The organism is Ralstonia psammae, assembly GCF_958405935.1.
In the GTDB taxonomy this organism is placed as follows: Bacteria; Pseudomonadota; Gammaproteobacteria; order Burkholderiales; family Burkholderiaceae; genus Ralstonia; species Ralstonia psammae.
Genome location: NZ_CATZBU010000012.1, coordinates 1 through 17,791, shown reverse-complemented (window position 1 = coordinate 17,791; position 17,791 = coordinate 1). Strand labels below are relative to the sequence as shown.

16 protein-coding genes and 1 pseudogene are annotated in these 17,791 nt (G+C 58.2%); all 17 read right to left on the bottom strand.

The genetic code is table 11. From position 1 onward, the window contains the following. Nucleotides 1-108: 108 nt before the first annotated feature. A complete protein-coding gene (locus R2N16_RS19770) occupies nt 109-318 on the bottom strand; it encodes a hypothetical protein (protein WP_316667786.1) in 210 nt (69 codons plus the stop codon). 320 nt (nt 319-638) lie between these two features. Further along, complete coding sequence (locus R2N16_RS19765) at nt 639-1,775, bottom strand: DotU family type IV/VI secretion system protein (RefSeq protein WP_316667784.1); 1,137 nt, start codon at nt 1,773-1,775, stop codon at nt 639-641. Nucleotides 1,776-1,779: 4 nt separating this feature from the next. After that, nucleotides 1,780-2,448 (bottom strand): type VI secretion system-associated protein TagF, encoded by a 669-nt coding sequence (gene tagF, locus R2N16_RS19760; RefSeq protein ID WP_316667782.1) that lies wholly within the window; start codon nt 2,446-2,448, stop codon nt 1,780-1,782. After that, a complete protein-coding gene (locus R2N16_RS19755; RefSeq protein WP_316668002.1) occupies nt 2,445-2,840 on the bottom strand; it encodes a type VI secretion IcmF C-terminal domain-containing protein in 396 nt (131 codons plus the stop codon). The genes tagF and R2N16_RS19755 overlap by 4 nt, the downstream gene beginning before the upstream one ends. A 750-nt stretch (nt 2,841-3,590) precedes the next feature. Beyond that, nucleotides 3,591-6,158, bottom strand: a pseudogene (gene tssM, locus R2N16_RS19750) (type VI secretion system membrane subunit TssM); the annotation flags it as partial. Between the two features lie 156 nt (nt 6,159-6,314). Continuing rightward, a complete protein-coding gene (tssL, locus tag R2N16_RS19745) occupies nt 6,315-7,700 on the bottom strand; it encodes a type VI secretion system protein TssL, long form (RefSeq protein ID WP_316667780.1) in 1,386 nt (461 codons plus the stop codon). Beyond that, nucleotides 7,697-9,037 (bottom strand): type VI secretion system baseplate subunit TssK, encoded by a 1,341-nt coding sequence (gene tssK, locus R2N16_RS19740; RefSeq protein ID WP_316667778.1) that lies wholly within the window; start codon nt 9,035-9,037, stop codon nt 7,697-7,699. Before tssK ends, tssL begins: the two co-directional genes overlap by 4 nt. Nucleotides 9,038-9,041: 4 nt before the next feature. After that, nucleotides 9,042-9,587, bottom strand: a complete 546-nt coding sequence (tssJ, locus tag R2N16_RS19735) for a type VI secretion system lipoprotein TssJ (RefSeq protein ID WP_316667776.1) — start codon at nt 9,585-9,587, stop codon at nt 9,042-9,044. 103 nt (nt 9,588-9,690) lie between these two features. Then, entirely contained in the window at nt 9,691-10,065 is a 375-nt protein-coding gene (locus R2N16_RS19730; protein ID WP_428984149.1) for a hypothetical protein, read from the bottom strand. A 23-nt stretch (nt 10,066-10,088) separates the two neighbouring features. Beyond that, on the bottom strand, nt 10,089-10,625 hold the full coding sequence (locus R2N16_RS19725; protein ID WP_316667772.1) for an STM2901 family protein: 537 nt from the start codon (nt 10,623-10,625) through the stop codon (nt 10,089-10,091). Further along, nucleotides 10,618-11,154, bottom strand: coding sequence for a PAAR domain-containing protein (locus R2N16_RS19720; protein WP_316667770.1), 537 nt, complete (start codon nt 11,152-11,154; stop codon nt 10,618-10,620). Before R2N16_RS19720 ends, R2N16_RS19725 begins: the two co-directional genes overlap by 8 nt. A 72-nt stretch (nt 11,155-11,226) precedes the next feature. Then, nucleotides 11,227-12,924, bottom strand: coding sequence for a T6SS phospholipase effector Tle1-like catalytic domain-containing protein (locus tag R2N16_RS19715; RefSeq protein ID WP_316667768.1), 1,698 nt, complete (start codon nt 12,922-12,924; stop codon nt 11,227-11,229). After that, on the bottom strand, nt 12,921-13,433 hold the full coding sequence (locus tag R2N16_RS19710; RefSeq protein WP_316667766.1) for a DUF3304 domain-containing protein: 513 nt from the start codon (nt 13,431-13,433) through the stop codon (nt 12,921-12,923). The genes R2N16_RS19715 and R2N16_RS19710 overlap by 4 nt, the downstream gene beginning before the upstream one ends. Then, the gene (locus R2N16_RS19705; RefSeq protein WP_316667764.1) at nt 13,430-13,900 is read right to left on the bottom strand and encodes a DUF3304 domain-containing protein; all 471 of its coding nucleotides are present in this window, start codon (nt 13,898-13,900) and stop codon (nt 13,430-13,432) included. Before R2N16_RS19705 ends, R2N16_RS19710 begins: the two co-directional genes overlap by 4 nt. Before the next feature lie 31 nt (nt 13,901-13,931). Continuing rightward, complete coding sequence (locus R2N16_RS19700; protein WP_316667762.1) at nt 13,932-14,798, bottom strand: DUF4123 domain-containing protein; 867 nt, start codon at nt 14,796-14,798, stop codon at nt 13,932-13,934. A gap of 15 nt (nt 14,799-14,813) precedes the next feature. Next, nucleotides 14,814-17,273: a type VI secretion system Vgr family protein gene (locus R2N16_RS19695; RefSeq protein WP_316667760.1), complete on the bottom strand. Its 2,460-nt coding sequence runs from the start codon at nt 17,271-17,273 to the stop codon at nt 14,814-14,816. Nucleotides 17,274-17,318: 45 nt separating this feature from the next. After that, on the bottom strand, nt 17,319-17,741 hold the full coding sequence (gene yiaA, locus R2N16_RS19690; RefSeq protein WP_316668000.1) for an inner membrane protein YiaA: 423 nt from the start codon (nt 17,739-17,741) through the stop codon (nt 17,319-17,321). Nucleotides 17,742-17,791: the final 50 nt, after the last annotated feature.

Here is a 17,791-nt window from a genome sequence, read left to right as displayed (position 1 = left end):
AGCCTAGTCGCGCCCTTCCCTGTCCTGGGCGTGCATCGCAGATCGTCGATAAGAAAATGCCCCGCCGAAGCGGGGCACAATCTCTACGGGCCGCGATCTCGCAACGGCCTACTGGAACTGCAAGCCGAAATGGTCCTTCAAGGACTTGATCAGCACAGGCCGTGCCACCTCGTTTTCCCTTGCCATGTGCTTGTTGATGTACCAAGCCAGGCCTTCCTTGTCGTTCTCATCGCGGCCCGCACCGATAAGGATCATCGTGGGGGCACCCCAGCGGACCTTAAGGTCGTCATACTTGGGCCAAACAAACAACCCTAACATCACCATTCTCCATCTGACGTGCACGTGCTTACCGCTGCTTCCTTCTCCAAATCAATCTGAGTGCCGCCTGCCAGTTGATAATGAAGGCGAGCCTCAGATTTGGCGTTACTAATCTTGGCCATATTCGCGCACTCCCGGCACCAATGGCCTTGTAAGATTGCGGCGCATGATGCTCGCCAAGCGTGGCCTCGATAACAAAGCCATGCCATCTTTGTGGAGCTATTCACGTACGCCTCCGCCCCCCTATCTGCGCCATCGAGCCTCCGCCTTCGCATCCGTCCGCGTGTACAGCCACCCGTTGACCGCAGCTTTAGGTTTCATCAGGACGCCGCGTCTCGCAGGCGATCCAGCATGATTTCCACACGCCGGTTCAACGCTCTGCCCGCAGCGGTTCGATTGTCACCAACCGGGTCTTGTGCGCCACGCCCGATGATGGTCATCCTGCTCATAGCGATGCCTCGCCCGTGTAGATAGCGCCCAACCGCCATGGCACGGGCTTCGGATAGTGCAAGATTCGACTCCAGGCTCCCTTTTGGGCCGAGCGAGTCGTCGGTGTGGCCCACGATCTTGATCGTGCCGCGCGTCGCGGCCAACGCTGTCGCAAGCCCGTCCAGTTGACGTACAAGCATTGGCGTCAATTCTGCCCGGCCTGGCGCGAACCCTAGATCAGCGCTGACCACCAGGTGCGCCAAAGCATCGCTTTGCGCGGATTCGACGGTAGCGACCTGCGTGGATAGTTGTTCGACCTTGCCCGCCAATGCTTGATTGGCGCGGTGCTGGAAATAGGCCACCAGCGCAAGCACAACCGCCAGCACAGCAACGATAGCCGTGATGACAACAGGAGCGCGGCTGCGCTTCTGCGGCTCCTCGTGCACGAAGAACATCTTTGGGCCGGAGTCGGCTGCGCTTGGGACCGGTATCGGATTTGGTGCTGCAGTTTGGGCAGCCATCGGCACGGGTGCTTCTGTGCTTTGGCGTGCTAGCTCCGGTTTCGGCAACGGAGCCCCATACTCGTCGTGCAGCCCACGGTCGATCAATTGGCCGAGCACTTCGAGCGCATCCCTAAACACGTTCGGCGCTTGCTGCAAGGTGGCGATCCAGGCGCGGCACCGATGGCCTGCACTGTTCTCACCGTAAAGCTCTGCCAACAAACCTGGCTGAAGCCATACGCCGCGAAGGCTGTTTGCGCGGCCACGCACGCGGCTTCCCGCCTGATCCATCGCGGCGCAAAAGCAGTAGTGAACGGCTTCCACGCCGTCAGCCTTGAGCCCGGCCGCATGACTGGCGGCCTTGAAGGTCGCCAAACGCACGCGCGCTTCCGATTTGAGCGCATCCAGCCGTGCCAGCGATTTCAATTCCGGCGACAGCTCGTCCAGCAGCCAGAACAGCGGTTGGGCAAGCCGAAGGATGTGGTTCCTGGCGGCACTTTGCGTGCCCGCTTGATTCGTGAACATCATGTGCTTAAAGCTCGGCAATCAAGCGCATCAACTCGCTTGCACTTGCGACTTGAGAGGCGCAGACGCAATCCACCTGCCAAAGGCAACCACCGCTACCTCGTTGTAAGCGAGGCTCAGGCCAATCGTGGCGAACCAAGGGGCGTGTGAGCCGAGGGCTGAGAAGCGTCCCGGCATAGTGGGAACCAATGTTCTGCGTGAAACGGATTCCATAACGGCTGCGCCAGTAGGGTCGGTGCCACGCCCAAAGCGCATCCACGGCAGCAGCCAAATTCTGTTTCTCGCGCAGATGGACGTGCTCATACATGGTTCTGGCAAGGTTGGTGAGCCACGTCGCGGGGGCCTCGAGAAGCTGCTCTGCCCAATAGCCAGTAGCACTCTGCCAAACCACTAGCGGATACCGCCGCCCCACGCGATCATGGGATGGCATCGCAACACCCACCACGTAACCATCACCAGGAAAAACCAACTCACGCGCCGACAGCAACAGAAACGTCGCGCGACCGTACTTGTATTGATGTGCGTGGTGTGGCGGCGGTGATTGCCGCCTGGACGACTCCGCATCGGCGGCATCAAACCATGCGCGCCACGCCTCGACCTGCTCCAGCGGCGCATTGTGGCGAACATAGTCGCCCAGCGCCGGCAGCTTGCCAAAGATGGAGGGGGCCGAAATCAACCAGATCTCCCTGGGCACTGGAAGCCTTGCAGCAACCCGGTCGTCCACGGGTTCGCCAAGCTGCCAGTATTGATGTCGAGCTTGGCCTTGCGACCATCAAAGGTGTACTCAGCAACAAAATGGCTGGGCGATACGGAACCGGCGAGCTTGCCCTTGGCAATGACGCGCATCATGGCCCACGGGCCGTTCGCCGTGAGCATAGAGGTTTCGGGGCGAGCACGCGGGTTGGCGGTGATCTCTGCCCCCTGCCCGCCACGTGGGCCTGGCCATGTCACCTTGAGTGGAATGATAGGGCCGTGCACATATCGTTGGCTCTGGCCATCGAAGTCCATGTTCAGCTCAACGATCTCCGGGTCGAGCTCCACCACCTTCAGGTCAACCTTCCAAGCCATTTTCTTGGCACCTGGGTCACGGAAGAAGACCTCCCGGATTTCCTTGGCGCGTTGAAATGGGATCAGGCTCGGGCCTGCCACTGGGGGTACGTCGGGGGCAGTTAGCTTGTAACGCCACGGGGAAATGGTGGTATCTACGTGCGGCGCCAGCACCTGTTGGAAGAAATCGTCCAGTACGCCGCCCGAGGCAAAGACCCGAGAGAAATCCTCTGTATCCACATCTTGGGCAGAGGTGGGGTTGAAGGGGTACTTTCCATCAATTGCGCTGCGGCAGCTTTCGCCAATCATGGCGTTCATCTGGGCGATCAGAATGTCGCCGATGCCCTTGTTGACGTCGCGCGTGCCCTGCACCACCAAGTCGGCCAGCACCTCCTTAAAAGGGGCGGGCAGCTTCGCCGCTTCCATGCGCAATTGAGCGCCTGCATCTGCGGGCGGCGGTAGATTACGTGTATCCAGCGCGTTGCTCGCCACTACAAGCGTGGTGTAATAAGCATTCACCATGCTAGCAATGGCATCCAGGCGCGGCTTACCGCTCGCGGCTTGAGCACTGGGTGTCGCCACATCGGCTTGCCCTGTGACGACCTCTCGCAAGGCGGCAAAGCGGCCGTCGACCAGCTCGCGTTCTTGGCGCGCTTCCGCACGCGCTGCAAAGCCGCTGATTTTGCCGGATTTCTTGTCCAGCACGGCGAGCGCCTTGTCGGCCAGCGACGGGGCTTCCTGCTCCATGGGCTGGCTAAGCGTCGTCTCCCTGGTAACGGCGCGCCCTAGACGCGCCAGCGGCGAATCTGGCGCGGCGAAGTTGCGCAAGACTTCCAGGTCGAAGGCCAGGTTGTTTCCTGTCAGCGCCCGAATGTCTGCCAGGAACTCCGACCAGTGTTGGGCGTACTCGGTCAAGTACAGGCGACGAATTTCCTTGGTAAGAGGATCGTCGCCGGTCAGCTTGCCAGCGGTCCCTTCAAGCGTTTTTTTTTGAGCGTCGATGCCTGTTCGCCCCATCACCCACGCGTCAATCGATTGGGCTTTGTTGACGAACTCGGGCTACCGGACATTGAACAACTCGTGGTAGCCTGCATAAGTAAACAGGCCCGGGATTCCCCGCTCGATCGGCTCTCCGCTGGCGCGGGAGAAGACCGTGCCAGCCTGCGGGCCAATCGAACGCACGAGCGTGAAGTCGGGCGGTGCCTCTTCCATCATGGCGGCCTTGGCCCGGTCGTATAGGCGCTCGGTCGAAGTGTTGCCATCCAAGAAATCACGGGCCGAGCGAATCAGTATTTCATTCTTGGCGTACGGCGATTGGATTGGCCGACTGCCATCGAGCAGATTGTTCAGATGCTCTGCGATGGCAACGCGGCCACCAAACGCATCCGCCCCACCCCCTGTCGCCCAATCGTTTTGTACCCAGCTTCGCACATCGGAGGCGTTGAACTGCGCCTTGTCGTACAACATCAGGTAGACACGCAAGGTATCGTAGGTTAACTTGGCGTCTTTGCTGCTGATGGCCGAGGAAAGTACGCTTTCCACACGGCGTACGAGATAGGGCACAAGCAACGTGTCCTGCAACCGAATATCGGTGATCTTGGCGGCGGCCAACAGGGGTGGAGCCGTGTAGAGGCCGAAGCGCCAATCGAGGTCAGGAGCCGTCGGATTCAAGCCATGGTAGGCAGGCAGATCGTGCGCCGCCGCCAGTACTTCCGGCATTGCCTCCGGCTGCGGCTTCTTGAAGAACGCCGTGACCGTGCTGGCCAAGGCCTTGGCCTTACTTTGCACCGTAGCCAAGTAGTCCTTGTTATGCCCGAAGCTGACATATAGCGCGCCAACCAGCCACAGGAAAGCCACCAAACTCAATGCATGCCCGAGCAGACGCAGCAATCGGAAGCGGATTTCCCAACGCAAGTTCGGCTTAACCAGATACGCCTCTGGCACGACAATCTGCTTCAGCACGTCCTGCAGGAAATAGCTTCGATTGCCCGTCGTCTTGGCCGCGTCGATGGCAATACCGTTACCTATGTCTTTCTCAGGCTCGTCGCCAAAAGCCTTAAGCAGGCCCTCGCCACGCTCAAGTTTGCGGAAGATCGTGCTGTAGTCTCCCGCCACCACATGTTCGGACTGGGTGGCACTGGTGAAGTACACCCCGCGCAGCATATGGCGCCGCTCCGTTTCATCGAAGCGCGAATCCAGGAAGACGTGCTCCAGCATTTCCATCAGCGGCTGCGTCAGGCTGGCGAATTCCGGGCGGAATGCGAGCATGCGCTTACGCCGTGCCTCGTCAAACTCCTCATAGAAGCGGTTATTGAGCCTGCCTCGCAAGCGCTCGACCAGTAACACCATCTCTTCTCGGCAGCGCGCCAAAACGTCAAACGTAGGCATACCGCGCTTGCCTTTCTTGTCGCCCAGCGGCAGCGTGAACCCCCACGGCTGAGTGCGTCCTTCGCTGGATAGGTATTGGAAGTACTCGGTAAAGCCGACCAACTGATCAAGCTTGGTAACAACGACGTACACTGGAAACTGAATACCGAGATCGTCCCGCAGCTCCGCCAGTCGCGCGCGCAGCATGGAGGCTTGCGCTATGCGTTCTTCTGGGGACAACGTCAGCAAGTCAGTACTGCTCACGGCCAGCAGTGCACCGTTGATGGGTGCTCGCGTCCGATACTTGCGCAACAATCCAAGAAGCCCTTGCCACTCGGCAGAATCAATGGCTGCGTTCGACTCACGTGTTGTATAGCGCCCCGCTGTGTCAATCAGCACCGCGTCGTTGGTCAGCCACCAGTCCGTATGAGCGGTTCCCGCGTGCGGGCCGACCGAAGCGCGCATCTGGTCCGCAATCGGAAACTGCAAGCCAGCGTTGAGCAGCGCGGTCGTCTTACCGGCCCCGGCGGGGCCGATCATCATGAACCACGGCAGCTCGTACAGATAGCGCTTGTTCTCCACCAGGCGGCGGAAGCCGCTAACGCCCCGCATACCCTTGAGTTGCCGCAACGCACGTTGAATCTCGTCAGCAAGCTGAGTGATCTCAACTTTCGCTACGGCTTCCTTGGGCTTGCCGCCAAAATTAAGCACCTGCTCAAGGAATGTGCGGTCTGTACGGGCGCGCTTGACCAACAGATAAAATGCGTAAGCCACAAACAGAAACACAATGCCCGCAATCAGCAGAATGCGGATGGACGTCGGCTCCAACGGCTTGCCATGCCCGATCGCGAGCAGCGGCCCCGCGTGCCAGATCAGCAGGCTCAGCGCCGCCACCCCAATGGTGGAAACCGGCCACCCTGCCAGCCAGAAGAGCACAAACGCCAGCAGCAGCACGATAGCGGTGACGCGCATGCCAACACTGGCCCATGGCTGCATGCCGCTGAAGCGGAGAAGCGGGCCAATAAACCAAATGGCAGCCGCCACCAACAACGCGACAACGAACGCAAGAGCCTGTCGCGAGAACAGCATTGCGCCAATTCGTTTCAACATTTCCATCGCTTGATTCCGTTACTGCGTCACGACGATCTCGACGCGCCGATTCTGTGCGCGACCCGCCGCCGTCTTGTTATCCGCCACCGGCTCGGTATCGCCCTTGCCAATCGCCTCCAACCGGCCCTTGGCTACGCCCTTGCTGGCCAGATACTCCACCACCGTTGCCGCCCGCTCGTCCGAGAGCGCTTGGTTGGAGGGAAATTTGGCAGTCTTGATGGGCACGTTGTCGCTATGGCCGATCACGGTGACTTTGCCGTTCACTTTGCTGATCTCGGCCGCCACCTTGTCCAACAGCGGGAGGATCTTCCGGCTGACCTCGGCCCGACCGCCGCCGAACATGTCGTCACCACGGAAGATCACGTCGCTACGCGTTGCATCTTCGTCCACACGGACAACACCACGGGCGATTTCACCCTTGAGCAGCTCCGCTAAACGCAACGCCTTTGGCGGCTCGGGAGGCGTAACCTTTCCGATGGCCAGAATCACTTGTTCAACGTCGTGTGTGTGGAACATCAGTTGGTATTTGAACCAACCGAAGAGCCCGAACGCCACCAAGGCGAGTACAGCAATATTGACCCATACGGGGATGGACCGCAGCAGGCCAAAACGGCCCGGCGCCGCGCCGCGCCAGTGCGGAGAGAGCTCGCGCGGAACCTCTTCTCGTTTGCTGGAGATCAGATTGAGCAGACGTTGGCGGACGGCATCCAAATGCCGGTCTCGATCGGTCTGGTTAACGTATCGGCCAATGAACCCCAGGGATAGCACCTGATAGAACACCTCGATCAGCTCCAGGTGTTCTTCGGGGCTGTTGACCAGCCGGCCCAGTACATGAAAAGACTTGTTGCCGCCCTCTGTATCCTGGTGGAAGCTGACCAGCAAAGAGTGCTGAGGCCACCCCTTTGTGCCCCATGGCTTCCTATGGGCAGCTTCATCCAGCGCCGTGCATAGCAGGTAGCGCGCACCCAGAATGTGGTCACGCCGAATATTAGCGCGCTCGCAAATCTGTTGAAACCGATTGAGTTCTTCTGCTAGAAGATGGCGCAGCGCTACTGCTGCACTTTGGGGATGTGGCGCCTCTCCAGCATCCTCCTCGACTGAATCTTGTTTGTCATCGCCCTGCGTCTCTTGCTCTTGGAAGCCAGGCAGGTTTTCTGGCATTTCCGCGAGTGCGCGCAGCAACGGTTGCGCCGCTTCCAACAGAGGATTCGGCTCCTTCAGGATCCGGGCGACGCATTCGTCTTGCGTTTCCTGAGCCTGCCACTGCCAAGGTGTGCGTCGCACGCGTGCCGGCTGAGGGGGTGAGGCTTGCGGGCTGGCCGCTGCGGTAGCGGGTTGGTCTTGCTCGGGCGCGACAATATGGTCTTCGAGCCCCATTGTTGACAGATCGGCTCGCTTGTTCATCGCACGCCCCACAGTTCCAGACGCAGATCAGGAAAATGGCCCGCGACATGCATGGCAAGCCCACCATAGCGGGCGACCTGCTCCCACAGTGGATGGTCTTGTTTCAATTCGAAATAGACATGACCGGCATTGAACGGAATCTGCCGCGGCGGCACCGGCATACCCGCCATCGGGATGCCCGGCAGATGAGAACGAATCAACTCGGCCAGCCGTTCAGACGGCCCCAATTTGGCCTGGGCTGGAAACTGATGCATCAGAACATCGGCCGGCATTTGCGAATGCACAGCCAGCACAAAAGTCGAGAAGCGCCCAATCTCCGTTGGCTCAAGCACTGCGACCCGCAAACCGTGCGCTTGGTCACGCAGTTCGATACGTTGTGCCCCACGCTCCAGAACAACGTTGAGCAGGTAGCGCAGATCGTCCACCAGCGGCTTGATGCACGTGTGCGGCTCTGCGTGCTGATACGGCGGGTACTTGCGCGGCCGCCGCGTGTCGGTTCTCACAAAGGTGGAAAGCTCACCGGCCAGCGCAGATAGGTGTACGTACAACGTCTCCGGGGAAGCCGCCTTGGCATCCAGAAGATGGGTCAGCACCGGCTCGTAGCGATTCAGCAGCTGCAGTATCAGATACTCGGAAATCTCTGCCGCGTCGCCGCCACGTGTACTGCCTGCAGTGAGGTTCTTCGCCATCGACTCCGCCCGCAGGTGTAGCAGACTCTGAAGCTCCGTCAGCCACGTCATCAGCTGGTTGCTGGCCGGATACACATTGACGGGGGGGATCAAAGCGGGGTCCAGCTTGGCGCTACCGTCCGCGCGGATTTCCGCCACCTTGGCCAGGGGCAGGCCCATCCATGAGTTGGTCAGTTCCTTCTCTGGCAACAAACGCAAGCGCAGGTCTGAGAGTTGAACCAACTTGGGCCCCTGGGCGATGGAGTTCGCATCCAGTAACTCCTCTTCGAAGGCGCGATAGCGCGCCAGCGAATCGGCAGCGTCGCCAAAATTCGTTTCCTCTGCGTTGGGCGTTCGGATGGGCACGGCAAGGTACACCAGTTGATTCAGGTGTTCATGCCGCAGCGCCAACGGCGCGGGAAGCACAGCGTGGGCTGGCGCATCAAACGGAGTGCCATCTTGAAACACACCTGCCGCGCCAGACACCACCAGTTTGCCCAAGGCAAGCGCCTCCGCATCGATGGCGTAGTGATGGAACCCCCAAAAGAACGGGCTCAAGGCAGCGGCGCGTTTGTGGGCGAAATGCTCCAGATAGCGCTCCTGCTGCTGGAAGAGCTGCGGGCGCAGAAACAACCCTTCGCTCCAGACGACTTTGTTATACCAACTCATGGAATCAGTCAGGCTTGGTTAATGTGATGCTTTGTTGGTCAAGGACCACTTGCAGCTTGATCTTGCGTGCGGGAACAACGGCCCGATACCACGCAGCCTCCGGAGCCGGTGGCAGCTTGTGCACGACACGCCAGGTGGCCTTACCCAGATCGCGATAGCCCACCAGAAAGCCGATCGCCTTCGTTTCAGGGTTCAGCTTGCGTTCGATGTCGCGCGAATCGCCAGGGCGGAGGATGAACTCGTCTCGTACCAGCAAGTCCTGATTCAGCAGCGTCTTGTCGTTCTTGTCGAGCGAGAAGTAATCGGCGTTCTCGAAAGCGTTCTCACTCTTGAGATCGTACACACGCACGAGCACCGGCGAGGCGCGGTCTTTATCGTCCGGATTCACCGTCGACTTGGCCTCGATCTCCAGATCGAGCTTCATCTGCTCGTTCTGTGGGGGGGTGCTGGCACAACCTGCGAGCAATGCAAGTACGACACACGCCAACGCAATGAAATCGTGATGATGATGATGATGACGGACCTGACGGCGCCATGTGTAGAGAAGCATGACCTACGCTCCCACCACAATCGGGAAGGATAGGGGCTGCTTCATCCTGATATGTTCCATGACCTCTCGATTTCCTAAACGCATTGGCTTATACACACCCAACTCAATCTCCATCGTTCCAGTTCGCATATCTGGCACTGTCCCAGTAGCCTCTTGAAATCGCATCCTGCAGCATGCCAGGAGTCAATACAGCCTTTTTCTCCTGATCTGATTTCTTAGCTTTCGGATAAAGCAGGTACAGAAGGCCGCGCATCGAACGCCGGCTGATTTCTGATGCAAAGTAGCGATCAAAATTGAAGTCACCTCTACCTTCTGAAAGCTCAAAATCCAGGAACGCTTGAACAACATCTTCCAGAAAATCCTCTGCAAGCTCGCCTTGTAAATTGAGGTCCTCAACCACGCGCGTCTTAGGCGTGATCGCATCGCGCTTCGCTGGTGGAAAGATGCTGTAGGCTCGATGCTCCTGAGCGATCTTCACAAGCCTCGTCCAAATCGCTTCATTCACCATAATTTGTCCCCGGGCTTCGCCAGCTTGTTGTAGTTGACCAAGGTATGCCGAATGATTTCCTCCACGTCGTAGGCCAGGATGATCCAACCTACAATGGGGACGGTTCTTCCACCCCAGGCACCCAGTCGCTTTGTCATTGAGATTTTCAATGTACTGAGCGACCTGCCTGTAATCATCGGCAGTCGAAATGGCATTTGCTTATTCACGGCACGCCTGGAGACGATCGACAAGGGAGATGTCCCTTTTGTTGCTCCACCAAACTTTGCTCTCGTTGGTATGAATGGCTGGCCCGCCACCACCGCAGCGGCCGCGGCAATGTCAACACCGATGAAGTGCACTAATATTTGATCAATCAGCACCCATACAAAAATCTCCTCTCTGGTGATGTTCTCCAAGTCCTTGTAGTTGTAGAGATTCACCACCGGGACTTGGACCCGCCTTGAGGAGGTCCCAATACCTTCCGAGGTTGTGTAGGTATCTGAAAAATCAAAATTCCACACACGAGACGGGTTGTCTACGTAATCACTCACCCCCGAGGTCTCCGGAAACTCGGCCATCCGGGCTGAGTTTTGCGCGGATCATCTTGAGCTTGCCTGCCGTCTCGATTCGTTGGGTATAACCCTGTTTGTCTGTCACGCCTGAGTGTTGGCTGCCATCTTCCATGAGGATGCTGTAGTACACGCCGCTTAACGGTGTGCCTTCTGCACTCTTGAATTGGATGCTCTCGTCAAATTTCTTGGGCACCCATTGCCCGGCCGAGTCTTGGACGTAGTCCGTATGCATGAGTGCTTCTGACACATCGCCATGACCAGTCTGATGGTTCAACTGCGAAGTCAGCGGACACCCTTTTGTTGTCTTGTGACCATTGAGCACTAGCATCTTTCCCCGCATGCTCATGGTCGACTGTCCTTCAGCAATGACGCAACGATGGTCGCAACTCATGCGCGCACCCACGTAGCTCACTTTTCGCCCACGCGCATCGCTTTCGGGAATGCCATCAATAACCACCGCACCACACGCCGCAGCATCTCCCTGACAGATCCAGCCTTTTATTTTCACCGTCTTCCACTCTTATTTAAACCGAAATCTAGCGCCTCAACAGCAATACAAATTACCGACGCCACAATAGATTTATCCGTTTTTGTCGAAGATCCTGCGGAATTTCATGATGCCCATGCCATTGACCTTGTACTCATTCATGCCAAAGCCAATGAAACCTGCCATCGAGTCGTGAACGTATTCGTCGAATAGCCGCTCTATCGGGGCTGACAGTTTGGTTGGATCAATGGATGCCATGACCTTACGAAGCTGCTGGTAAGGTACGTTGTTTTTGTACTGACCTTCCATTCCTGCGGACTTCATCGCAGCGTCGTTGTTGGCCAATGCAGCCCTGGCGTCATAACTGGGGTCGACCGGGAGCAGATGGCCATAAAGCGTACTCATGCGCTCCATGACGGTTCTGGATGTCTTGGTGAGGCAGGCCTTGTCTTCCTCTGACGCGCGCTCAAACCACGGACGCTCCTTGTAGTTCAGCCGGTACTTGAACCGATAGCTGAAATAGAGACTCATATGCCGGGCATGCATGTCTTCAACCTGCCCATCACCAATCTTGCTTGCAAGGACGTAGTTGTTGAAATCAGCAATAACCTCTGGCGCCGGCGTCAGGTCAGCGCGGTCACCCTTGCTCAACTCGTCTATGTGCTTCAATGGCACGCCTGCTTGGCGCGCCTCGTGGTACATGTCTGCGCCAGGAATCGTGCTCATGAAGCTGTTCGGTGTTGGCGAGATGCCGAGTGCGTTCGGTGGGTACCCGCCCCCCACGTCTGAGTGAGCGCCCGGATACATCACCTCCTTGGCGTTGGGAGGATAGGCATCTCGCACCCGCACAGAATCCAAAGGGAAGCATGCACGAACCTCGTGCCCCGCCACGTAATGAACGCACTGCTCGATGGCTGGATGAATTTCCATCGTGTGGTCAGCCCAGCTCTGATGGCCTTCTGAGATACCGTTGCCAGTCGCATCGGCGACACCGACTGAGGCCACCGTGTCGAGAATGCCGAGGAAATGGAAACGAATCGGAATGCCGGCAAATAGCCAGCCGCCGTCTTGCTGCTCACATACCTCGAACAACCAGTTCGCGAACGTGCGCGCCTCTGCCGCGCCGCGCGAGAACCCGAAAACCGACAGATTGATTTGCGTGACTTCAGGCTTTTTCCCGCTCAAGGCAGCCTTGAGCTTGTCTTGCCAGTTCTTTAATGCAGTTCGGCGCTGCCAGCCTGGGCTGAAGGCACTCGATAGGCTGTTGGATATTGTCTTGGCTTGATCATCCTTGACCAAAAAGCCTGTAAGTACATAGCCATACACAGCGTTCAGCAAGCGTGTGAATGCCCACAGAATGCGAGCCTCTCCACCAGCAGCAGCAGCACTGCCACGGGTGCCACCTGCATCTCCAATTTCCGCGAACGGCGTACCTACGCCCGGTATGTAGTAACGAAAAAAGCCACTGGGTCGATCGTCTTTGTGGACATGAAACAAACGAACAACGTTCGTATGCTTGCGCCGCTGCGGGGAAAACGATTCTGGCAGCGCAGGCGAAACGCCAGCCTTCATGGCCCTGACTTGGTCTGCAGCAGCAATGCCTTCGTAGTCTTCTAGGCGGTTGTTTCCAGTGCCGTCAAAAAAAATGCTGACATTGACTTGCCCCGTACATGCAGGGGCATCGTCCTTGGGCAAGGTACAAGCAAGAGCAGCCGCACGTTGCATGGCTTCACGTGGCGACAGCACGCGAAGACCATCGGTGGGAAATAGCGAGGGCGAGATCGTTGTCATGGCCGCCTCCTACCCACCTGCGGTACGGGGTAGGGATAGTCAGCGTGGCCTGCAAGTTTGTCGGTTACCAAAACCTTAACCTCATCACCCGGGAAGAAATGCACTGCAAAGACACCCATGTCCTCATGCGTATAGCGCGGCACCTCGACAACGCGTGTCTTCCAAGGAATCGGGTCGGCATTACGATCATCGGTCCATTTCACGGTGACCGTCATCCCGGGCTTCCACTCCTGCGGAACCGAAATGCAGCAAACGAATCCCCCTCCACCTCCGTGTGGATAGATATTCGGGCCTGGATAACCGTTTACGCTAAATGCCTCGACAACGTCATCGGTGTAGTTGTATCCGACAATATCCATTGCGTTCACCTGCCCTGTCATCGCACATCCTGCAAGCAGTGCCGGCAATAGGAGCCAACGAGCGTAGATGTGTTGAATCCAAGAGTTCATCGCATTTATCAACTCGAACCTCCGGTGGGAAAAAGGTAGGCTGGGCGAAATTGTTGTCATGGCCGCTTCCTCCCCACCTTCGGTGAGGGATATGGATAGTTGGGATGGCCCGGCCCCTTTGTAGTAACAAGTACCCTGACCTCATCGCCCGGAAAGAAGTGCACCGCAAATCGACTGATGTCATCAGGTGTATAGCGCGGCACTTCGACAACCCTTGTCTTCCAAGGAATCGGATTTGCATTGCGGTGGGCGGTCCATTTCACGGTGACCGTCATCCCAGGCGTCCATTCTTCAGGAACCGAAATGCAGCAAACGCCCCCCCCACCACCACCTCCGTGTGGGTAGATATTCGGGCCGGGATAGCCATTCACGGAGAACGCCGAAACAACTTCATCTGTGTAGTTGTATCCGACAATATCCATTGCGTTCACCTGCCCGGTCATCGCGCACCCAAGCACCAATGCCCCGAGCAATAGCAACAGGTGCCGGTGAATTCGTCGAGTCCAGAACGTCATCAGTCTTTTCACTCTTGCCCTCCTATCAAGCACTTCTTGCCACTCAATCGAACAACTTGGTTAGCGCCGCAGCCATCTCTCCTCGCTTCCACCCACGCTCTGCCACGAGGTTGAGTAGCTTCGGGTTGCTCAGGCTTTGATGGCCATTCAAGGTATCGAAGATCCCCAAGGCGACAACATCTGGAAACGCATCGATTTCGCGTGCGCGTGCAAACTCGCACACGATCTCGATCCGCTCGAAAAACGCTGCCTTGTTGGAGGGCGGCAGGATCTCAGCCAACTGCCTGGAAATTGCATCGATGACCGAATCCGGCTCGCCCTGTTCCAGCAATTTTTTGAACTCTCGTTTCCCGATGGCGAATGGAAACTTGGGCGCTGTGTCGACAGTAGCAACAGGGACGTGCGCAATAGTTCCAGCGCGGTCCACGTACCACCATTGGCTGAGCTCGTGTGTCAACGCGGCCCACGACGCTGGGTGTAGGACTTCTGGCAAGACCGGCAGTACTCGCGTATCGGCAAAACGCAGCAGCAGCTTCTGCCCGTCGTCAGTGGTGACACGTGCGCACTTCTGCCAGTTTGGTTTGAGCTCCTCGGCATTCTTGGGTGACGCCACCACACTGAGCATTGGTCGGCCTGAGCAATGCTTCGCCAAACCGCTTAGTTGCTCGTCCAATAGTGCGGGCTTCCCGGTCACCAGCGGGACAAGAAGTGGCGAAACCTCCTGCATGGCGTCCAACTCGTCGCAGGCGTACAGGGCCTCTGGAGATCCAGGGTAATCGCACTTGCCACGGCCGTAGTCGAAAGCACTATCGACAACCGCAGTCCAGTTTGCCTCCGGATTGAACGCAATGAGTTTCACCAGCTTGTCGGTGACATCCACCACATTCAGTGGATCAACAGCAAAGTACATGTCTTCCCTTTTGGATTACACAGCGGCGAGCGCGCTGCCTGCCTTCATCGCCTTGAGCAGGCACTCGATACAAATCGGCTTCGGTGTCAGTGGCATCTCGATTGGCAGGCTCTGCTCTGCCGGCCATGCGTGGTTGGCTGCATGGGCGATGTATTTCCCGTCTGTCAGATGGGTAATGCCTCCGGCGTTGTATCGGGTATGGCTGCCACCCCCACCAATCAGCAATTCCTTCTTGGCGATGATGCGAATGCTGTCTTCGGTGCTGACGATGCTGATGCCGAGCTTGGCGAGAAGATTCATTGAGTCTTTCTGCGCCTGGATATCCACGGGGCCGCGGCTGGCAAACAATTTGATGCCGAGCTTGTGAGCGCAGATGGACACCATGTCTTTGACGCTTGCCAGTAAGCTCTTGCCCACGTTGAAGGACAAGTGCTCCCCCGTCGTCAGAGAGGTGTGCTGTTTGCTGTGCAGGTGCGTGCTTTCTTCCGCAGTGGCAGCTATGCCGGCGGCACTCGATACCACGACATGAGGAGATGTCAGTTCTCCCAATGCTTCGCCTGAGCCCTTGATGGCATCGTTCTGCGCTTGAATGGCATCCGCAACGCCCTTCTGCTCGTCAACCTGGGCCAGCACGCTGGATGAGGCTTCATGCAAGGTTTCGGCAATACTGAGCGCTTCCTTCAGGCGAGCGATGGTCTCCCGCATGTCCAACGCATGACCCAGGACATTCTGGCGCGCCTCCGTGCTGAGCAACGTGCCCTTGGCGGAGCGCAGCGCCATGTGGCCATCGGTACGCAGTTCCGCCCCTTCACCGCGCTTGTCCTTCCGACCACCCGAATCTGGGATACGAGTGATATGGCCAATGCTCAGTTGTGACAGCAGATAGTCCGACGACAATTGCGACTGTATCTGTCCCTGCGTGTCGTCCATCACCAGGTGGTTGCGCCGCCGGCCGAACAGCTCCTTGCTGGCGATGCCCGAGAGCGCGTGCTGGCCGGGCAGACTCCAGGGCGGCAGGTTCAACTGGTTGGGCGCGCGCCCGATGACGATGGGCTTGTTGGGGTCGCCGTTGAGGTAGTCAACGAGCACTTCCTGACCGATACGGGGGATGTGCATGCCGCCGTATTGGTCGCCGGACCAGGCGTTGGCGACGCGAATCCAGGGGGAGCTGTTCTCGTCGTATTGGCCGTAGCGGTCCCACTCGAACTGGACTTTGACGCAGCCGTGGTCGTTGGTCCAAAGCTCTTGGTTCTCGGGGCCGGTGACGACGGCGCGCTGGATGCCGCGCACGCGCGGCTTGTGAGCGGTGTGCTCGGGGCGGAAGACTTCATCCGTAGGCTGAGCCTCGAAGCTGACGTAACAGGCGTAGCGTTGGGTGCTGCCGCTTTGGACGCCAACATCCTCAAGTTGGAGTTCAGTGCGGATGACGAGCACTTCGCGGTTCAGTGCTCGGGTGTCGTGGTTGGCGATCTGGTAGGTGCAGCCGGCTGCGACGCCACGCAGGGCGCCGGCGCCGCGCAGACGTTTGCCCTTGGCGCGGCGCTCTTCCATACGGATGCGGGCACGCAGGTCGCCTTCGCTTCGGTCTACATAGGTGCCGGGGGCGTATTCGTAGCGCTCGTACTCGGAATAGTGCGTGTCACGCGGCAGGCCGTCGTCGGTGGTGAGATCAGCCTTGGGGGCACGAGGGTCGTAGTCCTTGAGGATGATCTTGCCGGTGCGCAGGCGGTGGATGGGTTCGAAGCGGGTGAGGTGTTCCTCATCGACCTTGGAGCCTTGCGGGTAGATTGGCAGGGTGTGGTAGGCGGCGCTGGGGAATTTGCGCCAGGCGCCGGATTCGGAGACGAGCACGAGGCGGTGGTGGCCGCTGTCGTGTTCGAAGAAGTAGGTGATGCCCCATTCTTCGGTGAGGCGCTGGATGAAGTGGGCGTCGGTCTCGCCGTGCTGGACTTCCCATTCGAGCTTAGGGTAGACGCTGGTGTCCAGGCGCTTTTCGACGCTGTAGATGTAGTCGCCCAGGACTTCATCCAAGATTTCGATGACGGTCTTGTTCTGGAAGGCTTTGTAATCAGACGTCTGGGTGGCAAGCCACAGCCAGGGGCGCAGGGTAAACCGATACAACTTGTTGTCGGAGACGCCGCCAACCTGTTCGACCGCGCTGATGATGCCGGTGATTTCGCGAGAGCCCGCACCGACTCCACCTAGCAGGCCTGTACCCATGCCGCCCAACTCAATCGTGAGCGTCATCTCCAAACCAATGGCATCGTCGAGATCGGCTTCGAGCATCGTTTGGGCGGCAACCACGTTGACCGGGCGCAGGTCGACGGTGTAGGTGAACAGTTCGCTCAAGCTCTCGCAGCCAGACACGCGCACGAATTCCAACTGCGATTCGCCCAACAATTGGGGGATCGCTGCGCTCGTTACCTTGACGGTGCGGTGGCTGCCAATGCCGAGTACGTGTTCTGCTGCGCCCATGGTGCTTGCCCTCTTGTGTAATAAGCTCTTGGCTGTTGGATACGCTTAGCGTTCCGCGCCCACGCCGTCTTCCGAAAGGCGAACCAGATCGCCATCAATGACATGTGGCTTGGCTGCCTGAATGTCGCGGGTGTTCTTCTGCACCGCGATGGCGCCGAACAATGCCAGTGCGAACGACATGCCGTAAAAGCCCTTCTCGCTCAACGCCAGCGTGGCGTTAAAAAGACCCACGCAAAGCAGCAGGACAGCCAACAACACCGACACCCAGCTCAGGCCGTAGTAGATGCCTGTAACCGGAATGCCTTCGAGCCTGTCTCGCACACTCTTCTGCACGGAGACGGCGGCAAAGAGCCCATACACCAGCACGGTGAAGTAATACCCGCGCTCGTTCAATTGCATGTCCGAATTGAACAACCCGACGAGAAAGGTAAGCACCCGACCGGTACCGTAGGTGATGGTGTTGACGATCGCGGCGGGAAGCGTTACCGGATAGGATCGACCTTGGCGGACGCTGGCAG